A 20,745-nucleotide genomic window follows, 5' to 3' on the forward strand; every position below is an offset into this window, starting at 1 on the left:
ATCTTGAGCGATCTTCTCTCCCGCCGCCTGGCCCAGCTCGGCGAGCCGGCCAACCTGTCCCTGCTGGGTGAATGCCTGCACGGCATCGAGCGTGAATGCCTGCGCGTCGACCGCGACGGCCAGTTGGCCCTGACCCCTCATCCGCAGGCGCTGGGCTCGGCACTGACCCATGCGCAGATCACCACCGATTACTCCGAGTCGCTGCTGGAATTCATCACCGGTACCGCCAAGGATCCAGCCGCGACCCTCGCCGAACTGGAGAACATCCACCGCTTCGCCTACGACAAGCTCGATGGTGAACTGTTGTGGAGCCCATCGATGCCCTGCGCGCTGCCGGATGAGGAGACCATCCCCATCGCCCGTTACGGCAGTTCCAACATCGGCCGCCTCAAGTACGTGTACCGCAAAGGTCTGGCGCTGCGTTACGGCAAGACCATGCAGTGCATCGCCGGCATTCACTACAATTTCTCCCTGCCCGAAGGGCTGTGGCAGCTGCAGCAACAGAGCGAAGGCAGCGAGCAGAGCGCGCGCGACTACCAGTCGGCTCGCTATATCTCGCTGATCCGCAATTTCCGCCGCTACAGCTGGTTGCTGATGTACCTGTTCGGCGCCTCACCGGCACTGGACAAAGGCTTCATGCGCGGCCGCCCGCACCAGTTGCAGGAGCTGGATGCCAGTACGCTGTATCTGCCGTACGCCACCAGCCTGCGCATGAGCGACCTAGGCTACCAGAGCAGCGCGCAGTCCGGCCTGACCCCCTGCTACAACGACCTGGCCAGCTACACCGACAGCCTGCGTCTGGCCGTCGGCACGCCCTACCCGGCCTATGTCGAAGCCGGCACCAAGCGCGGCGACGAGTGGCTGCAGCTCAATACCAACATCCTGCAGATCGAGAACGAGTACTACTCGAGCATCCGTCCGAAACGCGTGACCCACAGCGGCGAGCGGCCGATCCAGGCGCTGATGAGCCGCGGCGTGCAGTACGTGGAAGTGCGCTGCCTGGACATCAACCCCTTCCTGCCGCTGGGCATCGACGTGGCGCAGGCGCGCTTCATCGATGCCTTCCTGCTGTTCTGCGCGCTGGAAGACAGCCCGCTGCTGGAGAACGGCGAGTGCAGCAGCTGCACCAGCAACTTCCTCAAGGTGGTCAAGGAAGGCCGTCGTCCCGGCCTGCATCTGCAGAAAGGCAGCCAGCAGGTGGAACTCAAGACCTGGGCCGGCGAGCTGCTCGAACGCATCCTGCCACTGGCCGAGCTGCTTGACCGCAGCCAGGGCAGTGGCGCGCATGTCGAGGCACTGGCGCAACAGCAGGCCAAGGTCGCCGACGTGGAGATGACGCCATCGGCACAGGTGCTGGCGATTCTGCGACAGGGCCAGAGCTTCACCGACTTCGCCCTGCAGCAGAGCCTGCGTCACGCCGAGTACTTCCGCGCGCAACCGCTCAGCGCGGAGCAGCAGCAGGCCTTCGAGAAGGCCGCTCATCAATCGCTGGCCGAGCAGGCGGAGCTGGAAGCGCAGCCCAAAGGCGATTTCGACGCCTTCGTCGCGGCCTATCAGGCCAGCATCCTGGCGCTGGCGGTGTAGCGGCCGCCGGGTGGCAGCCAGGGATGGCATGCCACAAAAAGGTCGACCTCATCACAAAGCCAACCAGCGGAGCAAAACCGGGGATGGGCGGCCACTTCGGGAGCTGCCCGGCAAGCTAGCATTGCCGGGTAAAGGACGATAGACGAGCAGCGCCCATGGCCGAAGACGCCACGCCGCAATGGAGCCTTGAGAGCCTCACCAAGGCCTACCAGCAAGGCTATATGGCCGGTCTCACCGGCCAGCCCAGAACACGCCAGCCCTACCCTGACGAAATCCCTGCTGCGGCCTGGGAGGCCGGCTGGGACGATGGCTTCGAACAGCTGCGCCTGCAGCAGCACAGCGCCTGAGTCTCTGAACGCACACTGGGATTGCGCTGGTGGAGATGTAGCCCGGCTGAAATCCGGGGGTATTCTGGCTCGCTCTCCCGGATTGCATCCGGGCTACATGCTTGGCCTTGGCCTCCTGCATCGCTCCAGCGTAGGAGCGGCTTCAGCCGCGAAACTCGCGGATAAATCCGCTCCTACAGTTGCGGCCCGCTCTCGCCCCGCCTACAACGCCTTTTCGAATACCTTGGAATTGCGCTGGTAGTTGTACAGCGATGCTCGCGCAGCGGGCATGCGCTCGACGCTGCTTGGCTCGAAGCCGCGTTCGCGGAACCAGTGGGCGGTGCGGGTGGTGAGCACGAACAGGGTCTTGATCCCCTGTGCCCGTGCCCTGGCCTCGATACGCTCGAGCAACTCGTCGCCACGACCGCCATGGCGGTACTCGGGATTGACCGCCAGGCAGGCCAGTTCGCCGCAATCGGAATCGGCGATGGGATAGAGCGCCGCGCAGGCGATGATCAGCCCTTCACGCTCGACGATGCTGAACTGCTCGATCTCGCGTTCGAGCACCTCGCGCGAGCGGCGCACCAGAATGCCCTGCTCTTCCAGCGGACTGATCAGCTCGATCAGGCCGCCGACATCCTCGATGGTCGCCTCGCGCAGGGATTCGAATTGCTCCTGGGCCACCAGGGTGCCGTTACCGGTGCGGGTGAACAGCTCGCTGAGCAGTGCGCCATCGGTGGCGTAGCTGACGATATGGCTGCGCTTGACGCCGCCACGGCAGGCTTCGGCAGCGGCGTCGAGCAACTCGCCCTGATAGTTGCTGCCCAGGCGCGCCAGATGCGCCGGCACCTGCTGCGGACGCAACTCGCGCACCAGTTTGCCGCTCTCGTCGAGCAGACCATCCTCGGCGCCGAACAGCAGCAGCTTGTCCGCGCCCAGGTCGATGGCGGCGCGGGTGGCAACGTCCTCGCAGGCCAGGTTGAAGATTTCTCCGGTGGGCGAATACCCCAGCGGCGACAGCAGCACGATGCTGCGCTCGTCGAGCTGGCGGTTGATGCCCTTGCGGTCGATGCGCCGCACTTCGCCGGTGTGGTGATAGTCGATGCCATCGAGCACACCGATCGGCCGCGCGGTAACGAAGTTGCCGCTGGTCAGGCGCAGGCGCGACCCCTGCATCGGCGAGGCGGCCATGTCCATCGACAGACGCGCCTCGATGGTGATGCGCAGCTGGCCCACCGCATCGATCACGCACTCCAGGGTTGGCGCATCGGTGATGCGCAGGTCGCGGTGGTAATGCGGGGTCAGGCCTCGGGCAGCGAGGCGTGCCTCGATCTGCGGGCGCGAGCCGTGAACCAGTACCAGGCGCACGCCAAGGCTGTGCAGCAGTACCAGATCATGGACGATATTGGCGAAATTCGGATGGGCGACGCCCTCGCCCGGCAGCATGACCACGAAGGTGCGGTCGCGGTGGGCGTTGATATAGGGTGAAGCGTGGCGTAACCAGGTGACGTAGTCGTGCATGGGCAATCCATTAACGTAGAGACGTAGGACGGCATGGCCGTCATGTTTCGGTCAGATGGTCGGTCTCATCGTCGCTGCACGTCTTCGCTCCGGGTCAGGCAATAGTGCTGGATCAATTGGCGCAGCAGCGCCACGGTAGGTTCGATGCGCGCCAGCTCCAGGTGTTCCCCCGGCTGGTGCGCGCAGTCGATGTCGCCAGGGCCGAGTACCAGGGTCTCGCAGCCCAGTTGCTGAAGATAGGGCGCCTCGGTACCGAATGCTACCGCTTGCGCACTGTGCCCCGTGAGACGCTCGGCCAGACGCACAAGCTCGGCATCGGCGCGCTGCTCGAACGGCGGCACCTCCGGGAACAGCGGGCCGTAGTCGATGCGCACCTGATGCTTGAGCGCCAGCGGCTGCAGCTTGCCGCGAATAGCCTCACGCAGCTGCTCCGGGTCCATGCCAGGCAGCGGCCGCAGGTCGAATTCCAGCGCACATTGCCCGCAGATGCGGTTGGGATTGTCGCCGCCGTGGATGCAGCCGAGGTTGAGCGTCGGCTGTGGCACGCCGAACTGCGGGTTGTTGAATTCGCGCTGCCACTGGGCGCGCAGGCCGCGCAGCTCGCCCATCACATCCTGCATGGCTTCCAGCGCACTATGGCCGAGGCTGGGGTCGGAAGAGTGACCGCTGCGGCCGAGAATATCGATACGCTCCATCATCACACCCTTGTGCAGGCGGATGGGTTTGAGGCCGGTCGGCTCGCCGATCACCGCCGCACGACCAAGCGGCCGCCCGGCATCGGCCAGGGCGCGGGCACCGGCCATGGAGCTCTCCTCGTCACAGGTGGCAAGGATCAGCAGCGGTTGCTTGAAGGGCTGGTCGAGCAGCGGCCGCACGGCTTCGATGGCCAGGGCGAAGAAGCCTTTCATGTCGCAACTGCCCAGCCCCACCCAGCGGTCGCCCACTTCGCTCAGCTTGAGCGGGTCGGTCTGCCACAGGGCGGCATCGAAGGGCACGGTATCGCTGTGCCCGGCCAGCACCAGGCCACCGGGGCCGGAGCCATAACTGGCGAGCAGGTTGAACTTGCCCGGGGCGACCTGCTGGGTTTCGCAGGTGAAGCCCAGGTCACCGAGCCAGGCAGCGAGCAGCTCGATGACCGGCGCGTTGCTCTGATCCCAGTCGGGCTGGGTGCAGCTCACCGATGGCGCTGCGATCAGCGCGGCGAACTGCTCTCGGAAGGACGGCAGGGGCATCGGCGCTCTCCAAAAAACGATGCCCCATCATAGGGGCATCGTCCTGTCGGTGAAACCGCCGAAGTGGAATCAGACTCCGCCGAACAATGCGCGCAGGATGAAGAAGAAGACGATCGACAGGATCGCACCGGCCGGCAGGGTGATGATCCAGGACAGGAAGATCTTGCCGATCATGCCCAGGTTCAGCGCACCGATGCCGCGCGCCAGGCCGACACCGAGAATGGCGCCGACCAGGGTATGGGTGGTGGATACCGGCAGGCCCAGGCCCGAGGCGCTGACCACAGTGGTGGCTGCAGCCAGCTCGGCGGCGAAACCGCGGCTGGGGGTCAGCTCGGTGATTTCCTTGCCGATGGTGGCGATCACCTTGTAGCCGTATGTCGCCAGGCCGACGACGATACCCAGCGCGCCCAGCAGCAGGATCCAGCCGGGCACCAGCGATTTTTCGCCAGCGGCCAGCTCGCCGCCACTCTGGATCACGCCGACGATGGCCGCCAACGGGCCGACTGCGTTGGCCACGTCGTTGGAGCCGTGGGCAAAGGCCATGGAGCAGGCGGTGAAGATCATCAGGATGGCGAACACCTTCTCCACGCTGGAGAAGTGGAAAGCCTTGTCGGCTTCGGCGTCGACATGGATGCGGCTGAGCAGCGCGATACCGATCAGCATGACCAGCACGCCGATACCGATCGAGAGCAGAAAGCCCTCGGTGCTGGAGAGGTTCAGGCCGACATGCTTGAGCCCCTTGGTCATGGTCATCAGCGAAATCATGAAACCGGTGATGAACATGTACAAGGGCACGTAGCGCTTGGCGTTCATGAACGGATTCTCGGTGTCGATGATCAGCTTCTGCACGCTGACGAACAGGCAGAAGGAAATGATCCCGGCGAGCATCGGCGTGACCACCCAGCTGGCGACGATGGGGCCGACACCGCTCCAGTGCACCGCGTCCATCGACACGCCGACCGCAGCGAAACCGATCACCGCGCCGACGATGGTGTGCGTGGTCGATACCGGCCAGCCACGCGTCGAGGCCACCAGCAGCCAGGTGCCGGCAGCCAGCAAGGCCGACATCATGCCCAGCACCATCAGATTGGGGCTGATCAGATTGGCGTCGACGATGCCGTTCTTGATGGTTTCAGTCACCTGCCCGCCGGCCAGGTAAGCGCCAGCGAACTCGAAGACCATGGCGATGATGATCGCCTGCTTGATGGTCAGCGCACGCGAGCCAACGGATGTACCCATAGCATTGGCTACATCGTTGGCCCCCACACCCCAGGCCATGAAAAAACCGAAAAGGCAGGCAAGAACGAGCAGAACCAGCCCGTAGTCCGCAATCAGAGACATAAATTAGTTTCCGTAGATCCCAGAAAGGACACTGGCGCTTAGCGCGCCAGCAGTTGTTCCAGTCGGTTGCCCACTCGTTGGGCACGGTCGGCGACGTCGCCGATCCAGTCGATGATCTGATAGAGGAACATCACATCGACCGGGGGAAGGTCCTTCTCCAGCTTGAACAGGTGGCGACGGACCTCGATCTGCAGGCGATCGGTATCGTTTTCGATCGAACCGAGCTCCTCGATCAGGGTTTCCACCAGTTCGGCTTCTCGGCCGGCGAAACCGGTCTCGAGCAGCTCGTCCAACTCGTTCATCGCCTTCAGCGCCTGGGCGCTGGCGTCCACGCTGCGCTGCACGTAGGTACGCATCAGCGGCTGCAGCGGCTGCGGGATGGCCATCTGCCGGCCGAGCATCAGGCCGGCGATGTCCTTGGCACGGTTGGCGACTTTGTCCTGTACACTGAGCAGCTCAAGCAGGTCCGAGCGCGGCACCGGCAAAAACAGGCTCTTGGGCAGGTGCAGGCGCACGCTTTTCTTGAGCTTGTCAGCCTCGTGCTCCAGCCGGGACATCTCCTGTTGTACCTGTTCAACCTTGGCCCAATCCTCGGCCATCACGGCTTCGAAGAAAGGCACCAGGTTCGCCGCGCACTCGTGGGCCTTGGCGATATGCTGTTGCATGGGGCCGATGGGTGAACGGCCGAACAGGCTGACAAAGGGATTGATAGGCATAGGGTAAGCCCCCGTTTTGAGAAGGCCGCAAGTATAGGGACCGGCTTCGCCATCCGCCAGCGCGCGTCATCGGTCTGTCACATTTTCATAAAAGGCGTTCTAGCTCTCCATCATGGCCAAAGAAACCGAAATCAAACTGCGCGTCAGCCGCGCCACCCTGGCAGCCCTGCGCGAGCACCCGCTGCTGAAGAAGCGCAACAAGAGCGGCTGGCAGCGCGGCGAGCTGTTCAATCAGTACTACGACACGCCGGATCGCGACCTGGCCAATGCCAAGGTCGCCCTGCGTCTGCGCCGCGATGGCGAACAGTTCATCCAGACGCTGAAAAGCCGCGGCCAGAGCGTCGCCGGCCTGTCCGAGCGCAACGAATGGGACTGGCACCTGAGCAAGGCCAAGCTGGACCTGAAAAAGCTCGACGACAGCTGCTGGCCGGCCAGCCTGGCCGATCTGGACAAGAAAACCCTGCAGCCGCTGTTCACCACCGATTTCGTCCGCGAGAAGGCCGAGATCGCCTGGGGTCGCGGCAAGGCCAAGGTAGTCATCGAGGCCGCACTGGACCTGGGCAAGGTGATCGCCGGCGAAGGCGAAGAAGAGATTTGCGAGCTGGAGCTGGAGTTGCGCCAGGGCGAACCGGCGGCGCTGCTGGAGCTGGCCTGCGAGCTGGCCGCCGATCTGCCGTTGATGCCGTGCGACATCAGCAAGGCCGAGCGCGGCTATCGACTGTTCGATGCCGGCAGCTACAGCCTGAGCCTGCCCGCTCCTGCCCTGAATGGCGAAATGAGCCTGGACGACGCCTTCGCCGCGCTTGCCTGGCATCTGCTCGGCGCTAGCCAGCGCCTGGCCGAGCAGTATCGCTGGAACGGTCACTGGAGCCTGCTGCAGCAATGGCTGGAGCAGCTGATCGACCTGCGCGCGCTGCTCGCCAGCCTCGGCCAGGCCGCGCCCCGCGCCAGCTCGCGTGAGCTGCGCGAAGCGCTCGATGCGCTGCTCGATGACTGGCGTCCGCGCCTGGCGGCTGGCCAGGACGACGACAGCATGCGGCGCAACGCTCCGGCGCTGTTTGCCGCCGAACTGGATAGCTGCCGCTGGGGCCTGCTGTCGCTGAAGCTGTCGCACTGGCTGCTGCTACGCAGCTGGACCACCGAGCGCAACAACCGTGGCACCCGCCAGGGCAACGCCGCGCTGGGTAACTGGCTGCCGACTTTGCTGGGCGAAGAAGGCGCTGCCCTGCAGCTGCGTCGCTACCAGCAGCAGCCGGAAGACCTGGCCGAACAGATGCCGCGCCTGGAGCGCCTGCTGGTCTGGCTGCGTCTGGCCCGTGGCGTGCTGGAGGTGCCCGAGGTCGACCGCCTGTATGGCGAGCTGAACAAGCTGTATGGCCTGGCGCAGCAGAAACTGGACGACGAGCAGCGTCAGCTGCGCGCGACCCAGGCGCAGATCGTAAGCAGCCTCAAGGCGTGGAAGGCGCTGGTGAAATAATCGGGTACACAGCCGTGGGAGGCGCTTCAGCGGCGAGCGTGGACGTCGCGGCTAAAGCCCCTCCCACACACCCATGAAAAACGGGCCCTGCGGGGCCCGTTTTGGTTTTCAGCCTGCAGCTCAGTGACTGCTGCTTTGACTGCCGGCCGGCTGCCAGGACGGATTGGTGGTCTCGTCCATCGCCTGCTGCATGGCCTTCTTGCGTTTTTCCTCGGCACGATGGGCGAAGAACCAGGCCAGGAAGGTGGCGAACGACACCGCCAGCAGGATCAGGCTGGCCACCGCATTGATCTCCGGCTTAACCCCCAGGCGCACGGCAGAGAAGATCTCCATCGGCAGGGTGGTCGAGCCCGGGCCGGATACGAAGCTGGCCAGTACCAGGTCGTCCAGCGACAGGGCGAAGGACATCATGGCGCCCGCTGCCAGCGATGGCGCGATCATCGGCACGGTGATCAGGAAGAACACCTTCCACGGCCGTGCACCCAGGTCCATGGCCGCTTCTTCGATGGACATGTCCAGCTCACGCAGGCGCGACGACACCACTACCGCCACGTAGGCCGAGCAGAATGTGGTGTGGGCGATCCAGATGGTGGCCATGCCGCGCTGCATCGGCCAGCCGATCAGCTGCGCCATCAGCACGAACAGCAGCAACAGCGACAGACCGGTGATCACTTCCGGCATCACCAGCGGTGCGGTGACCAGACCACCGAACAGCGTGCGCCCCTTGAAGTGGGTGATGCGGGTCAGCACGAAGGCCGCCAGGGTGCCCAGGGCCACCGCCGCAATGGCGGTGTAGCAGGCGATTTCCAGCGAGCGCATCACCGAGTTCATCAGCTGGGAGTTGTCCAGCAGGCCAACGTACCACTTCACCGACCAGCCACCCCAGACCGTTACCAGCCGCGAGGCATTGAACGAGTAGATCACCAGGATGACCATGGGCAGGTAGATGAAGATCAGGCCGGCCCAGAGCATGAGGCTGGAGAATCTGAAACGCTTCATGGGCGGCCCTCCAGCTCTTTAGCTTGGTTACGATTAAAGAGAATGATTGGCACGATCAGGATTGCCAGCATCACCACCGCCAGGGCGGACGCCACCGGCCAATCGCGGTTGTTGAAGAACTCCTGCCACAGCACCTTGCCGATCATCAGGGTCTCCGGGCCGCCCAGCAGCTCGGGGATGACGAACTCACCGACCACCGGGATGAACACCAGCATCGAGCCGGCGATGATGCCGTTCTTCGACAGCGGTACGGTGATCTTCCAGAAGTTGTTGAAGTTGCTCGAACCCAGGTCGGACGCGGCCTCCAGCAGGCTGAGGTCGTGCTTCACCAGGTTGGCGTAGAGCGGCAGGATCATGAACGGCAGGTAGGAATAGACCACGCCGATATAGACCGCGGTGTTGGTGTTGAGAATCTGCAGCGGCGAGTCGATCAGGCCGATGCCCATCAGCACGCTGTTGAGCAGGCCGTTATTGCCGAGGATGCCCATCCAGGCGTAGACGCGAATCAGGATCGCGGTCCACGTCGGCATCATGATCAGCAGCAGCAGTACCGTCTGCTGCGACTTCGGCGCCCTGGCGATGGCGTAGGCCATCGGGTAGCCGATCAACAGGCACAGCAGGGTGCTGAAGAAAGCGACCTTCAGCGAACCGAGGTAAGCCGCCAGATATAGAGCGTCTTCGGTGAGGAAGATGTAATTGCCGAAGTTCAGCAGCAGCGTCAGCTTGTTGTCCGCCCACTCGTAGATCTCCGTGTACGGCGGGATCGCCACGTCAGCCTCGGCGAAGCTGATCTTCAGCACGATGACGAACGGCAGCAGGAAGAACATGAACAGCCAGAGGAACGGAATGCCGATCACGGCATGCCGCCCACTGGGCAGATAGCGCGCCAGTTTGCTCATTTTCATGATTGCAGTACCACGCCGCTGTCGTCTTCCCAGTACACCACCACGGGGTCGTCCCAGGTCGGACGCTTGCCGCGGCGCTCGGCATTGGCGATGAAGCACTGCACGACCTGCCCGGAGGTGAGCTTGACGTAGTAGACCGAATGGCCGCCGAGGTAGGCGATGTCGTGCACGTGGCCATGGCTCCAGTTGTATTGCGGGTGCTCATGGTCGTCCGGCAGCGCGGTGGCCATCAGCAACTTCTCGGGGCGCAGTGCGTAGCTGACTTTCTTGTCCTCGGCGCGGGTGCTGACGCCGTGACCGATGTAGATCGGCTTGTCCAGTTGCGGGCAGTCGATGATCGCGTGGTCGACTTCGTCGGTCGTGATCTGCCCGTCGAACAGGTTGACGTTGCCGATGAATTCGCACACCAGGCGGCTGGTCGGCGTCTCGTAGATGTCCACCGGGCTGCCGGTCTGGGCGATCCAGCCCAGGTGCATGATGGCGATGCGCTGGGCCATGGTCATGGCCTCTTCCTGGTCGTGGGTCACCATCACGCAGGTCACGCCGACGCGCTCGATGATTTCCACCAGTTCCAGCTGCATCTGCGAACGCAGTTTCTTGTCCAGCGCGCCCATCGGCTCGTCCAGCAGCAGCAGTTTGGGACGCTTGGCCAGGGAGCGGGCCAGGGCCACACGCTGGCGCTGGCCACCGGAGAGCTGGTGCGGCTTGCGCTTGGCATACTGGGTCATGTGCACCAGTTTGAGCATCTCGGCCACGCGCTCTTCGATCTCGGCCTTGGGCAGCTTGTCCTGCTGCAGACCGAAGGCGATGTTCTGCGCCACGGTCATGTGCGGGAACAGCGCGTAGGACTGGAACATCATGTTGATCGGACGCTGGTACGGCGGCATGTCGGTGATGTCGACGCCATCGAGGATGATGCGCCCTTCGGTCGGACGCTCGAAACCGGCGAGCATGCGCAGCAGCGTGGACTTACCGGAGCCGGAACCGCCGAGCAGGGCGAAGATCTCGCCCTTGTTGATGGTCAGCGATACGTCGTCGACCGCTACGGTCTCGTCGAATTTCTTGGTGACCCGATCGATCTTGACCAGCACCTCTTTCGGTTTCTGGTCCCCTTCGAGGGCTTTTTTATAGGCGCTGGAGGCAACAGCCATTCGGAAACTCCCGGAAGATAGCGCCCGACCGTGCCGGCCGGGCTGAAACGGTTACTGACCCGACTTGATCTTGGTCCAGCTGCGGGTCATCAGACGCTGCGCCTTGGGCGGCAGTTCGGCCATCACGTACAACTTGTCCAGCACGGCCTGCGGTGGATACACCGATTCGTCCTGACGAATGTCCTGATCCATGATCTCCCCTGCATTGATGTTGGGGTTGGCATAGCCGACATAGTCGCTGACCCCGGCGATCACCTTGGGATCGAGGAGGTAGTTGATGAAGGCATGGGCTTGCTCGACATTGCGGGCATCCTTGGGAATGGCCAGCATGTCGAACCACAGGTTGGCGCCCTCCTTGGGAATCGCATAGGCGATTTCGATGCCCTTTCCGGCCTCCTCGGCGCGGTCGGCCGCCTGCAGAACATCCCCCGAATAACCGAACGCCACGCAGATGTTGCCGTTGGCCAGATCGGAGATGTATTTCGAGGAGTGGAAGTAGCTCACGTAGGGACGCACTTCCATCAGCTTGGCTTCGGCCTTGGCGTAGTCATCTGCACTCTGGCTGTTCGGATCCAGACCCAGGTAGTTGAGCACCGAGGGAATCATCTCGTCGGCCGAATCCATGAAGGACACACCACAGCTGGCGAGCTTCTTCATGTTCTCCGGTTCGAACAACACTGCCCACGAGTCGATCTTGTCGACGCCCAGCGCCGCCTTGACCTTCTCGACGTTGTAACCGATGCCGTTGGTACCCCACAGATAGGGTACGGCGTACTGGTTGCCCGGATCGTTGGCTTCGAGCTGCTTGAGCAGGGCTGGGTCGAGGTTGCTCCAGTTCGGCAGCTTGGTACGGTCCAGCGGCTGGAACGCGCCGGCCTTGATCTGCTTGCCGAGAAAATGATTGGACGGCACCACCACGTCATAACCGGTACGACCGGCGAGCAGCTTGCCTTCCAGCGTTTCATTGGAGTCGAAGACGTCGTAGACCGGCTTGATGCCAGTGGCCTGTTCGAACTCGGCCAGCGTCTCTTCGCCGATGTAGTCGCTCCAGTTGTAAATATGCACCGTCTGCTGAGCCAGAGCGGCTCCACTCAGGGTAGCGGCTGCCAGGGCGATCAGAGTCTTGGGCAGGGTTACTCGCACAGTTTCATCCTCGCTTTGGTGCGCCGCTAAAAAAAGCGCGGCACTTTATAGGAAAACGCGTCAGGAATCAGCGACCGCCGGACTCAGATCAAGCCGCAGCGCTACTTCCCAAGGCTCTCAGCCCAAACAGGCGCAAAACGAATGGCCATCCCGGCCTTTTATCGTGATCCTTTTAAGTTATTGCTGCGTGACCTGGCAGGCGTGCCCGCCAGGTCATGTACTGCTTCGATCAGCGACCGGACTTGATCTTGGTCCAGCTGCGGGTCATCGCACGTTGTGCCGGGGCCGGCAGGTCAGGGAAGGCGTACAGCTTGGCCATCACTTCCTCGCTCGGGTAGATGCCCGGGTCCTGGCGGATCGCCTCGTCGACCAGTTCGGTGGCCTTGGCGTTGCCGTTGGGGAACTGCACCTCGTTGGTGATCTGCGCCATCACTTCCGGCTTGAGCAGATAGTTCAGGAAGGTGTAGGCGGCATCGACGTTCTCGGCATCCGCCGGGATGGCCAGCATGTCGAAGAAGGTGCCGGCGCCTTCCTTCGGAATGTTGTAGGACACCTTGACCTTGCCGCCGGCTTCTTCGGCACGGGACTTGGCCTGGTAGATGTCGCCGGAATAACCCACGGCCACGCAGAGGTTGCCGTTAGCCAGGTCGGAGATGTACTTGGAAGAGTGGAAATAGGTCACCGAAGGACGGATCTTCATGAACAGATCCTCGGCTTCCTTGAGCTGCTTGGTATCGGTGCTGGTCGGCTCATGGCCGAGGTACTGCAGAGCGATCGGCAGAATCTCGGTGGGCGAGTCGAGGAAGGACACACCGCAGGACTTCAGCTTCTCGATGTTTTCCGGCTTGAACAGCAGGTCCCAGGAGTCCACCGGGGCGTTTTCACCCAGTGCCGCCTTGACCTTCTCCGGGTTGAAGCCGATACCGATCGAACCCCACATGTAGGGGAAGGCGTACTGGTTGCCCGGGTCGCTGACTTCGACGGTCTTGAGCAGGTTTTTGTCCAGGTTGTCCCAAGCCAGCTTGGACTTGTCCAGCGGCTGGTAGACCTTGGCCTTGATGTGCTTGGCCAGGAAGTTGTTCGAGGGCACGACGATGTCGTAACCGGACTTGCCCGCGAAGAGTTTGGCTTCCAGCGTCTCGTTGCTGTCGAAAACGTCGTAGACCACCTTGATGCCGCTTTCCTTCTCGAAATTGGCAATGGTGTCTTCGGCGATGTAATCGCTCCAGTTGTAGACATGCAGTACCTTGTCATCGGCCTGCGCAGCGCCAGCCACGGCTGCGGTCAGGGACAACGCAAGAAGAGTCTTGCCGAAAATTTTCATGCGAACAGCTCCTGTTGTTGTGTCGTTTTGCGATCGAGCGCAAGTACTTCCGGTCTGGCCGGCCCGCGCACTCTGGCGCAGTCTGGCAAGGTCATCGCGGTGATACAACTTTCCCGTGGTAACCGACTGCAAGCCGTGTATTCACAGCCACTCAGCGCGCCAGTTCCTCCAGCGTCAGGTCCAGGCACTTGCGTGCCTTTTCCACCAGCTCGTCGATTTCGGCAAAGCTGATCACCAAAGGCGGGGCGATGATCATGGTGTCGCCCACCGCGCGCATGATCAGTCCGTTGTTGAAGCAGTGGCCACGGCAGATCATGCCGACCGCCTTGTCACCCGGGTAACGTTGGCGCGTCGCCTTGTCCTGCACCAATTCGATGGCGCCGAGCATGCCGACGCCACGCACTTCGCCCACCAGCGGGTGATCCGCCAGCTCCCGCAGTCGTCGCTGCAAATAGGGTGCCGTTTCCGCTTTCACCCGTTCGACGATGCCCTCGTCCTTGAGAATGCGCAGGTTCTCCAGCCCTACCGCAGCCGCCACCGGATGACCGGAATAGGTGAAGCCGTGGTTGAAGTCGCCGTGCGCCTCGATCACATCGAACACCTTGTCGCTGACGATCAGCCCGCCCATCGGCACGTAGCCGCTGGTAAGGCCCTTGGCGATGGTCATCAGGTCCGGCTTGAGATCGTAGTACTGGCTGCCGAACCATTCGCCGGTACGGCCGAAGCCGCAGATCACTTCATCGGCCACAAACAGAATGTCGTACTTGGCCAGGATCTCCTTGATCCGCGGCCAGTAGGTTTCCGGTGGGATGATCACGCCACCGGCGCCCTGGATCGGTTCGGCAATGAACGCGGCTACGTTCTCTTCGCCCAGTTCGAGAATCTTCTTCTCCAGCTGATCGGCAGCCCAGATGCCGAATTCTTCCGGCGACTGGTCGCCGCCCTCGCCGAACCAGTAGGGCTGCGGAATATGGGCGATGCCCGGAATCGGCAAATCGCCCTGCTCGTGCATGAACTTCATGCCGCCGAGGCTGGCACCGGCCACGGTGGAGCCGTGATAGCCGTTCTCGCGGCCGATGATGATCTTCTTGTTCGCCTTGCCCTTGCACGCCCAGTAGTGGCGCACCAGGCGCAGCATGGTGTCGTTGCCTTCGGAGCCCGAACCGGTGAAGAACACATGGTTCATGCCGGCCGGTGCCAGTTGGGAGATGGCGTGGGCCAGCTCCAGCACCGGCGGGTGGGCGGTCTGGAAGAAGGTGTTGTAGAACGGCAGCTGACGCATCTGCTTGGAAGCAGCCTCGACCAGTTCCTCGCGGCCGTAGCCGACGGCCACGCACCACAGGCCGGCCATGCCATCGAGGATCTTGTTGCCCTCGCTGTCCCACAGGTGCACGCCTTTAGCCTCGGTGATGATGCGCGGGCCCTTTTCGGCCAGCTGCTTGTAGTCACTGAACGGCGCCAGGTGGTGGGCCTGGCTCAGGGCGTGCCATTGGGCAGTCTTGGGGTTGCTCGCTTGCTTGTTCATACCAACACCTTGCTAACACGCAGCGCCAGCGACGCTACGCAGGGATTCGTGGCAGCGGCCGCGCCAGGCACGGCCGGCAGCCGAATTACACCGACAACAACAGGAACTCGCGTTCCCAGGAACTGATCACCCGCTTGAAGTTCTCGTGCTCGGCACGCTTGACCGCGACATAACCGCGGATGAACTTCTCGCCGAGGAACTTTTCAGCGTCCTTGCAGGCTTCCATACGCTCCAGAGCACTCTCGATGGTCACCGGCAGACGCAGGTTGCGCCGCTCGTAACCACGCCCCTTGACCGGCGCGCCGGGGTTCACTCCGCCGACCATGCCCATGTAGCCGCACAGCAGCGTCGCTGCCAGCACCAGGTAGGGGTTGGCGTCAGCGCCAGCCAGGCGGTTCTCCACGCGGCGGTTCTGCGGGCTGGCCTCCGGCACGCGCAGGCCCACGGTGCGGTTTTCCTCGCCCCACTCCACGTTCACCGGCGCCGAGGTATCGGGCAGGAAACGACGGAACGAGTTGACGTTGGGTGCGAACAGCGGCAGCAGCTCGGGGATGTATTTCTGCAGGCCGCCGATGTGATGCATGAACAGCTCGCTCATCGTCCCGTCATCGTTGGAGAAGATGTTCTTGCCGGTCTTGATGTCCACCACGCTCTGGTGGATGTGCATGGCGCTGCCCGGCTCGTCGGTGATCGGCTTGGCCATGAAGGTGGCCGCCACGTCATGCTTGAGCGCGGCTTCGCGCATGGTGCGCTTGAACACCAGAATCTGGTCGGCCAGATGCAGTGCGTCGCCGTGACGGAAGTTGATTTCCATCTGCGCCGGGCCTTCTTCATGGATCAGGGTGTCCAGATCCAGGCCTTGCAACTCGCACCAGTCGTACATGTCCTCGAACAGCGGGTCGAACTCGTTCGCCGCGTCGATGGAGAAACTCTGACGACCGGTTTCCGGCCGGCCTGAGCGCCCTACCGGTGCGACCAGCGGGAAGTCCGGGTCGCTGTTGCGCTTGGTCAGGTAGAACTCCATCTCAGGTGCGACGATGGGCTTCCAGCCTTTGTCGGCATACATCTGCAGCACTTTCTTGAGGATATTGCGCGGCGACAGTTCGATGGGGTTGCCCTGCTTGTCGAAGGTGTCGTGAATCACCATGGCGGTGGGCTCGATGGCCCAGGGCACGACGAATACCGCATTGGGGTCCGGACGGCAGAACATGTCGATGTCCGCCTCGTCCAGCAGGTCGTAATAGATGTCGTCCTCGACATAGTCGCCGGTCACGGTCTGCAGCAGCACGCTCTCGGGCAGGCGCATGCCCTTCTCGTCGAGGAACTTGTTGGTCGGCGAGATCTTGCCGCGGGCAATGCCGGTCAGGTCGCTGATCAGGCATTCGACTTCGGTGATTTTGCGTTCTTTCAGCCAGCTCGTGAGCTGGTCTAGCTTGGTACTCATAGAGACCTCAGGGTTGTAGAACCAGCTTGAGTTATAGCGGGTTCAGCGTTGCCCCGCCCTCCCCCTGCAAGCCTCACCAAAGGCCTGGAAGAAGGCGAGATATTCGTGTGGATGCTACTAGGGGTGCGGCACCTCCGGCACCTGGCATTTCACTCCACCGAAATTTAAGCGCTCACCCTGCCCCGCCCTCATCAAGCGGTCTGGCTCGCAGTGCAGCGCGCCCGCGGTAAAGCCCGCTGCGGATGTGTTCGGTGCACAAGCCGGGCCAAGGCGCACAACCGCCAGCGCCAGGCGGCGACCTGCGCTATCGTGCAGCTGGGGAGTCGATGGAAAAATCCGATGAGACAGGCGGCGCGGCACAGAAGCCGCGAAAGAGAGAGGTTGCCGCGTCGCAGTGGCCATTGCCCTGTTCACCGCTGGCGCCCTGAGAAGAGAAGCAGGAGCGTGGCTGATGGTCCTGACGCAAGTGCTGACACCTATGGCCGGCAGGCAAAACATGAGACACCCGTATTATTGCTGTTATGGGTTTGAACCGAGCTTAGCCTTGTTCATTTTTTTACACAATAGCTCTGTAAAAAATCGAACACACCCCACTGAGCACCCTGAAAGATCAGCCTTGGGAGTGTTTTGAAAGGCCTTGAAATGCCCCAAAAATGGCCATCACGCCCCACCACAGGGCACTATGTAGCCAGCTTGACAGTAAAGTGCGTTTCGGATTGACTCACACCCATGCACTCGCATGATTGATATATTTAACAAAAAGGTGTTGCATCATGTCGGTACCCCCGCGTGCCGTTCAGCTTAACGAAGCGAACGCGTTCCTCAAGGAACATCCCGAGGTCCAGTTCGTCGACCTTCTTATTGCAGATATGAATGGCGTGGTGCGCGGCAAGCGCATCGACCGGAACGCCCTGCACAAGGTGTACGAGAAAGGCATCAACCTGCCCGCCTCGCTCTTCGCCCTCGACATCAACGGCGCCACCGTCGAGAGCACCGGCCTTGGCCTGGACATCGGCGACGCCGATCGTATCTGCTTCCCCATCCCCAATACCCTGTGCAATGAACCCTGGCAGAAGCGCCCGACCGCGCAGCTGCTGATGACCATGCACGAGCTGGACGGCACGCCTTTCTTCGCCGACCCGCGCGAGGTATTGCGCCAGGTGGTGCAGAAGTTCGACGAACTGGGCCTGCGTATCTGCGCAGCCTTCGAACTGGAGTTCTACCTGATCGACCAGGAGAACGTGAACGGCCGCCCGCAGCCGCCGCGCTCGCCGATCTCCGGCAAGCGCCCGCATTCCACCCAGGTCTACCTGATCGATGACCTCGACGAGTACGTCGACTGCCTGCAGGACATGCTCGAAGCCGCCAAGGAGCAGGGCATCCCGGCCGACGCCATCGTCAAGGAAAGCGCCCCGGCGCAGTTCGAAGTCAACCTGCACCACGTCGAAGACGCCATCAAGGCCTGCGACTATGCCCTGTTGCTCAAGCGCCTGATCAAGAACATCGCCTATGACCATGAGATGGACTCCACTTTCATGGCCAAGCCCTATCCGGGCCAGGCGGGCAATGGCCTGCACGTGCACATCTCGCTGCTGGACAAGAAGACCGGCAAGAACATCTTCGCCGCCGAAGATCCGCTGGAGAACACCTCGCTGCGCCATGCCGTCGGCGGCATCCTCGACACCATGGCGGCGTCGATGGCCTTCCTCTGCCCCAACGTCAACTCCTACCGCCGCTTCGGCGCGCAGTTCTACGTACCCAACGCGCCAAGCTGGGCGCTGGACAACCGTACCGTGGCCGTGCGTGTACCGACCGGCAGCGCCGACGCGGTGCGTATCGAACACCGCGTGGCCGGCGCCGATGCCAACCCCTACCTGATGCTGGCGTCGATCCTCGCCGGTATCCACCACGGCCTGACCAACCAGATCGAACCGGGCGAGCCGATCGAGGGCAACGCCTACGAGCAGCTCGAACCCAGCCTGCCGAACAACCTGCGCGATGCCCTGCGCGAGCTGGACGACAGCGAAGTGCTGAACAAGTACATCGATCCGAAATACATCGACATCTTCGTCGCGTGCAAGGAAGCCGAGCTGCAGGAGTTCGAAACCACCATCTCCGACCTCGAGTACAACTGGTACCTGCATACCGTGTAAGCACTTAGGCCGCCCATGCCCAAGCCTGGGTGCGGGCGGCTGAGCATGCTTGCCCAAGTGACCCTGCCTGACGTCCAATAGCGCCTCACACCAGAGGAGCTTGTTCATGTCGCGCCCAGCCAGCACCCGCAAGCCGCGCGCCAGCAGCCAGGCCCGTATCGCCGTCATCCTCAAGGCAGCGCGCGAACTGCTGGCCGAGCAGGGCATGGCCAGCCTATCGATCTACACAGTCGCCGAGCGCGCGGGCATTCCGCCGTCGTCGGTGTATCACTTCTTCGCCAGCGTTCCAGCATTGCTCGAAGGGCTGACCGCCGACGTGCATGCGGCCTTTCGTGCCAGCCTGCTGGAGCCGGTCGACCATGCCGCCCTGCGCAGCTGGCACGACCTGTCACGCCTGATCGAGCAGCGCATGTTGGCGATCTATGAAGCGGATGCCGCAGCGCGCCAGCTGATCCTGGCCCAGCACGGCCTGGCGGAAGTCACCCAGGCCGATCACCAGCACGACCTGGAGCTGGGCCGGCTGATGCGTGCGCTGTTCGACCGCCACTTTCCCCTGCCGCAATTGCCGACGGATATCGAGGTATTCAGCCTGGCGATGTCATTGGGTGATCGCGTCTATGCCCGCTCGGTGCAACTGCACGGCGCAATCACTCAACGCCTGGCCGAGGAAGGCATGCGCGTGTTCGATGCCTACCTGGGTCTGTACCTGCCGGCGGCCTTGCCGAAAAGGCCGGCTCCGCTAGCCTGATCCGCGCAAGCCGCCGGCTTCCAGGCGGTGCGCGGTCGAGCACCCTAGCGCCAGAACAAAAAACCAGTAGAAATCCGACAGAAATCGATATTTTTCTGTTCACAGACTTCCAACGCCTTCTAATATCGATATTTATCGGATATAAATCGACCGTCCCGCTATGGTCGATGTTCCGCCATGGCACTACGAAAGGCCTTTCGATATAGCCGCAGAGGCCTATGACGAGCTAGAGAGGTAGTGCGTTATGTCCCGTATCGTTACCGTTGCCGCGACCCAGATGGCCTGCTCCTGGGATACTGCCGCGAACATCGCCAAGGCCGAACAGCTGGTGCGCCAGGCAGCCGCTCAGGGCGCGCAGATCATCCTGATCCAGGAGCTGTTCGAGACTCCCTACTTCTGCCAGAAGCCCAACGCCGACTACACCCAACTGGCCACCACGGTCGAGGACAACCCGGCCATCGCGCATTTCCGCAAAGTCGCTGCAGAGCTCGAGGTGGTGCTGCCGATCAGCTTCTTCGAGCGTGCCGGCCGCGCCCGCTTCAACAGCATCGCCATCATCGATGCCGACGGCAGCAATCTGGGGATTTATCGAAAAAGCCACATCCCGGACGGCCCCGGCTACCACGAGAAGTACTATTTCAACCCCGGCGATACCGGCTTCAAGGTCTGGGACACCGCCTATGCGCGCATCGGCGTGGGCATCTGCTGGGATCAATGGTTCCCGGAATGCGCGCGCAGCATGGCGCTGATGGGTGCGGAAATCCTCTTCTACCCCACCGCCATCGGCAGCGAGCCCCACGACGCCGGCATTTCCTCGCGCGAGCATTGGCAGCGCGTGCAGCAGGGGCATGCCGGCGCCAACGTCATGCCACTGGTAGCCAGCAACCGCATCGGCCGTGAAGAACAGGACGGCTACGACATCACCTTCTATGGCAGTTCGTTCATCGCCGACCCGTATGGCGCGAAGGTCAAGGAGCTTAACCAGACCGAAGAAGGCATCCTGGTGCACAGCTTCGACCTGGACGCACTGGAAAAGGTGCGTACCGCCTGGGGTGTGTTCCGCGACCGCCGGCCGAACCTATACTGGCCACTTTCCACGCTCGATGGCGAAACCCCATCCGAATAAACGTAGCCCGGATGCCATCCGGGGCTTTTT

Annotated in this window: 17 protein-coding genes; 6 read left to right on the forward strand and 11 right to left on the reverse strand. The window is 62.6% G+C overall.

Annotated elements, in window-relative coordinates; genetic code table 11:
• Positions 1–3: 3 nt before the first annotated feature.
• Together gshA and rmf are read left to right on the forward strand one after the other, a co-directional pair.
• The gene (gene gshA, locus GYB81_RS13565; protein WP_161865735.1) at positions 4–1,584 is read left to right on the forward strand and encodes a glutamate--cysteine ligase; all 1,581 of its coding nucleotides are present in this window, start codon (positions 4–6) and stop codon (positions 1,582–1,584) included.
• A gap of 155 nt (positions 1,585–1,739) precedes the next feature.
• A complete protein-coding gene (rmf, locus tag GYB81_RS13570) occupies positions 1,740–1,931 on the forward strand; it encodes a ribosome modulation factor (RefSeq protein ID WP_161865734.1) in 192 nt (63 codons plus the stop codon).
• A gap of 201 nt (positions 1,932–2,132) precedes the next feature.
• On the opposite strand, the gene argA is transcribed toward rmf, so the two are convergent.
• The 4 genes from argA to GYB81_RS13590 all read right to left on the reverse strand — a co-directional run bounded on the left by argA (position 2,133) and on the right by GYB81_RS13590 (position 6,720).
• Complete coding sequence (argA, locus tag GYB81_RS13575) at positions 2,133–3,431, reverse strand: amino-acid N-acetyltransferase (protein WP_161865733.1); 1,299 nt, start codon at positions 3,429–3,431, stop codon at positions 2,133–2,135.
• Positions 3,432–3,496: 65 nt separating this feature from the next.
• Entirely contained in the window at positions 3,497–4,663 is a 1,167-nt protein-coding gene (gene argE / locus GYB81_RS13580) for an acetylornithine deacetylase (RefSeq protein ID WP_161865732.1), read from the reverse strand.
• Between the two features lie 69 nt (positions 4,664–4,732).
• Positions 4,733–6,004, reverse strand: coding sequence for an inorganic phosphate transporter (locus tag GYB81_RS13585; RefSeq protein ID WP_161865731.1), 1,272 nt, complete (start codon positions 6,002–6,004; stop codon positions 4,733–4,735).
• 38 nt (positions 6,005–6,042) lie between these two features.
• Complete coding sequence (locus tag GYB81_RS13590; protein ID WP_161865730.1) at positions 6,043–6,720, reverse strand: TIGR00153 family protein; 678 nt, start codon at positions 6,718–6,720, stop codon at positions 6,043–6,045.
• 112 nt (positions 6,721–6,832) lie between these two features.
• Here GYB81_RS13590 and GYB81_RS13595 point away from each other — a divergent pair, with 112 nt between their 5' ends.
• Positions 6,833–8,197 carry a CYTH domain-containing protein gene (locus GYB81_RS13595; RefSeq protein WP_161865729.1) on the forward strand — a complete coding sequence of 455 codons (1,365 nt, stop codon included), beginning with the start codon at positions 6,833–6,835 and terminating at the stop codon, positions 8,195–8,197.
• A gap of 120 nt (positions 8,198–8,317) precedes the next feature.
• On the opposite strand, the gene GYB81_RS13600 is transcribed toward GYB81_RS13595, so the two are convergent.
• The 7 genes from GYB81_RS13600 to GYB81_RS13630 all read right to left on the reverse strand — a co-directional run bounded on the left by GYB81_RS13600 (position 8,318) and on the right by GYB81_RS13630 (position 16,688).
• A complete protein-coding gene (locus GYB81_RS13600; RefSeq protein ID WP_161865728.1) occupies positions 8,318–9,196 on the reverse strand; it encodes an ABC transporter permease subunit in 879 nt (292 codons plus the stop codon).
• Positions 9,193–10,074, reverse strand: coding sequence for an ABC transporter permease subunit (locus tag GYB81_RS13605; RefSeq protein ID WP_161865848.1), 882 nt, complete (start codon positions 10,072–10,074; stop codon positions 9,193–9,195). Before GYB81_RS13605 ends, GYB81_RS13600 begins: the two co-directional genes overlap by 4 nt.
• 23 nt (positions 10,075–10,097) lie before the next feature.
• Positions 10,098–11,252: a polyamine ABC transporter ATP-binding protein gene (gene potA, locus GYB81_RS13610; RefSeq protein ID WP_161865727.1), complete on the reverse strand. Its 1,155-nt coding sequence runs from the start codon at positions 11,250–11,252 to the stop codon at positions 10,098–10,100.
• 51 nt (positions 11,253–11,303) lie between these two features.
• Positions 11,304–12,383, reverse strand: coding sequence for a polyamine ABC transporter substrate-binding protein (locus GYB81_RS13615; protein WP_249186654.1), 1,080 nt, complete (start codon positions 12,381–12,383; stop codon positions 11,304–11,306).
• 241 nt (positions 12,384–12,624) lie between these two features.
• The gene (locus tag GYB81_RS13620; RefSeq protein WP_161865725.1) at positions 12,625–13,719 is read right to left on the reverse strand and encodes a polyamine ABC transporter substrate-binding protein; all 1,095 of its coding nucleotides are present in this window, start codon (positions 13,717–13,719) and stop codon (positions 12,625–12,627) included.
• Positions 13,720–13,870: 151 nt separating this feature from the next.
• The gene (locus tag GYB81_RS13625) at positions 13,871–15,244 is read right to left on the reverse strand and encodes an aspartate aminotransferase family protein (protein WP_161865724.1); all 1,374 of its coding nucleotides are present in this window, start codon (positions 15,242–15,244) and stop codon (positions 13,871–13,873) included.
• An 85-nt stretch (positions 15,245–15,329) separates the two neighbouring features.
• Positions 15,330–16,688 carry a glutamine synthetase family protein gene (locus GYB81_RS13630; protein WP_161865723.1) on the reverse strand — a complete coding sequence of 453 codons (1,359 nt, stop codon included), beginning with the start codon at positions 16,686–16,688 and terminating at the stop codon, positions 15,330–15,332.
• 773 nt (positions 16,689–17,461) lie between these two features.
• Between GYB81_RS13630 and GYB81_RS13635 the strand changes: the two genes are divergently transcribed.
• The 3 genes from GYB81_RS13635 to aguB all read left to right on the forward strand — a co-directional run bounded on the left by GYB81_RS13635 (position 17,462) and on the right by aguB (position 20,715).
• The gene (locus GYB81_RS13635; protein ID WP_161865722.1) at positions 17,462–18,841 is read left to right on the forward strand and encodes a glutamine synthetase family protein; all 1,380 of its coding nucleotides are present in this window, start codon (positions 17,462–17,464) and stop codon (positions 18,839–18,841) included.
• 106 nt (positions 18,842–18,947) lie between these two features.
• Complete coding sequence (locus GYB81_RS13640; protein WP_161865721.1) at positions 18,948–19,589, forward strand: TetR/AcrR family transcriptional regulator; 642 nt, start codon at positions 18,948–18,950, stop codon at positions 19,587–19,589.
• 244 nt (positions 19,590–19,833) lie between these two features.
• Positions 19,834–20,715, forward strand: a complete 882-nt coding sequence (gene aguB / locus GYB81_RS13645; RefSeq protein WP_161865720.1) for an N-carbamoylputrescine amidase — start codon at positions 19,834–19,836, stop codon at positions 20,713–20,715.
• Positions 20,716–20,745: the final 30 nt, after the last annotated feature.

The sequence above is a fragment of the Pseudomonas yangonensis genome, assembly GCF_009932725.1.
GTDB classification, from domain to species: domain Bacteria; phylum Pseudomonadota; class Gammaproteobacteria; order Pseudomonadales; family Pseudomonadaceae; genus Aquipseudomonas; species Aquipseudomonas yangonensis.

What these genes read in the sequence shown, in the direction of transcription:
- rmf (WP_161865734.1), top strand. Translation starts at nt 1,740, where the DNA reads ATGGCCGAAGACGCCACGCCGCAATGGAGCCTTGAGAGCCTCACCAAG.
- argA (WP_161865733.1), bottom strand. Translation starts at nt 3,431, where the DNA reads ATGCACGACTACGTCACCTGGTTACGCCACGCTTCACCCTATATCAAC.
- argE (WP_161865732.1), bottom strand. Translation starts at nt 4,663, where the DNA reads ATGCCCCTGCCGTCCTTCCGAGAGCAGTTCGCCGCGCTGATCGCAGCG.
- GYB81_RS13585 (WP_161865731.1), bottom strand. Translation starts at nt 6,004, where the DNA reads ATGTCTCTGATTGCGGACTACGGGCTGGTTCTGCTCGTTCTTGCCTGC.
- GYB81_RS13590 (WP_161865730.1), bottom strand. Translation starts at nt 6,720, where the DNA reads ATGCCTATCAATCCCTTTGTCAGCCTGTTCGGCCGTTCACCCATCGGC.
- GYB81_RS13595 (WP_161865729.1), top strand. Translation starts at nt 6,833, where the DNA reads ATGGCCAAAGAAACCGAAATCAAACTGCGCGTCAGCCGCGCCACCCTG.
- GYB81_RS13600 (WP_161865728.1), bottom strand. Translation starts at nt 9,196, where the DNA reads ATGAAGCGTTTCAGATTCTCCAGCCTCATGCTCTGGGCCGGCCTGATC.
- potA (WP_161865727.1), bottom strand. Translation starts at nt 11,252, where the DNA reads ATGGCTGTTGCCTCCAGCGCCTATAAAAAAGCCCTCGAAGGGGACCAG.
- GYB81_RS13620 (WP_161865725.1), bottom strand. Translation starts at nt 13,719, where the DNA reads ATGAAAATTTTCGGCAAGACTCTTCTTGCGTTGTCCCTGACCGCAGCC.
- GYB81_RS13625 (WP_161865724.1), bottom strand. Translation starts at nt 15,244, where the DNA reads ATGAACAAGCAAGCGAGCAACCCCAAGACTGCCCAATGGCACGCCCTG.
- GYB81_RS13630 (WP_161865723.1), bottom strand. Translation starts at nt 16,688, where the DNA reads ATGAGTACCAAGCTAGACCAGCTCACGAGCTGGCTGAAAGAACGCAAA.
- GYB81_RS13635 (WP_161865722.1), top strand. Translation starts at nt 17,462, where the DNA reads ATGTCGGTACCCCCGCGTGCCGTTCAGCTTAACGAAGCGAACGCGTTC.
- GYB81_RS13640 (WP_161865721.1), top strand. Translation starts at nt 18,948, where the DNA reads ATGTCGCGCCCAGCCAGCACCCGCAAGCCGCGCGCCAGCAGCCAGGCC.
- aguB (WP_161865720.1), top strand. Translation starts at nt 19,834, where the DNA reads ATGTCCCGTATCGTTACCGTTGCCGCGACCCAGATGGCCTGCTCCTGG.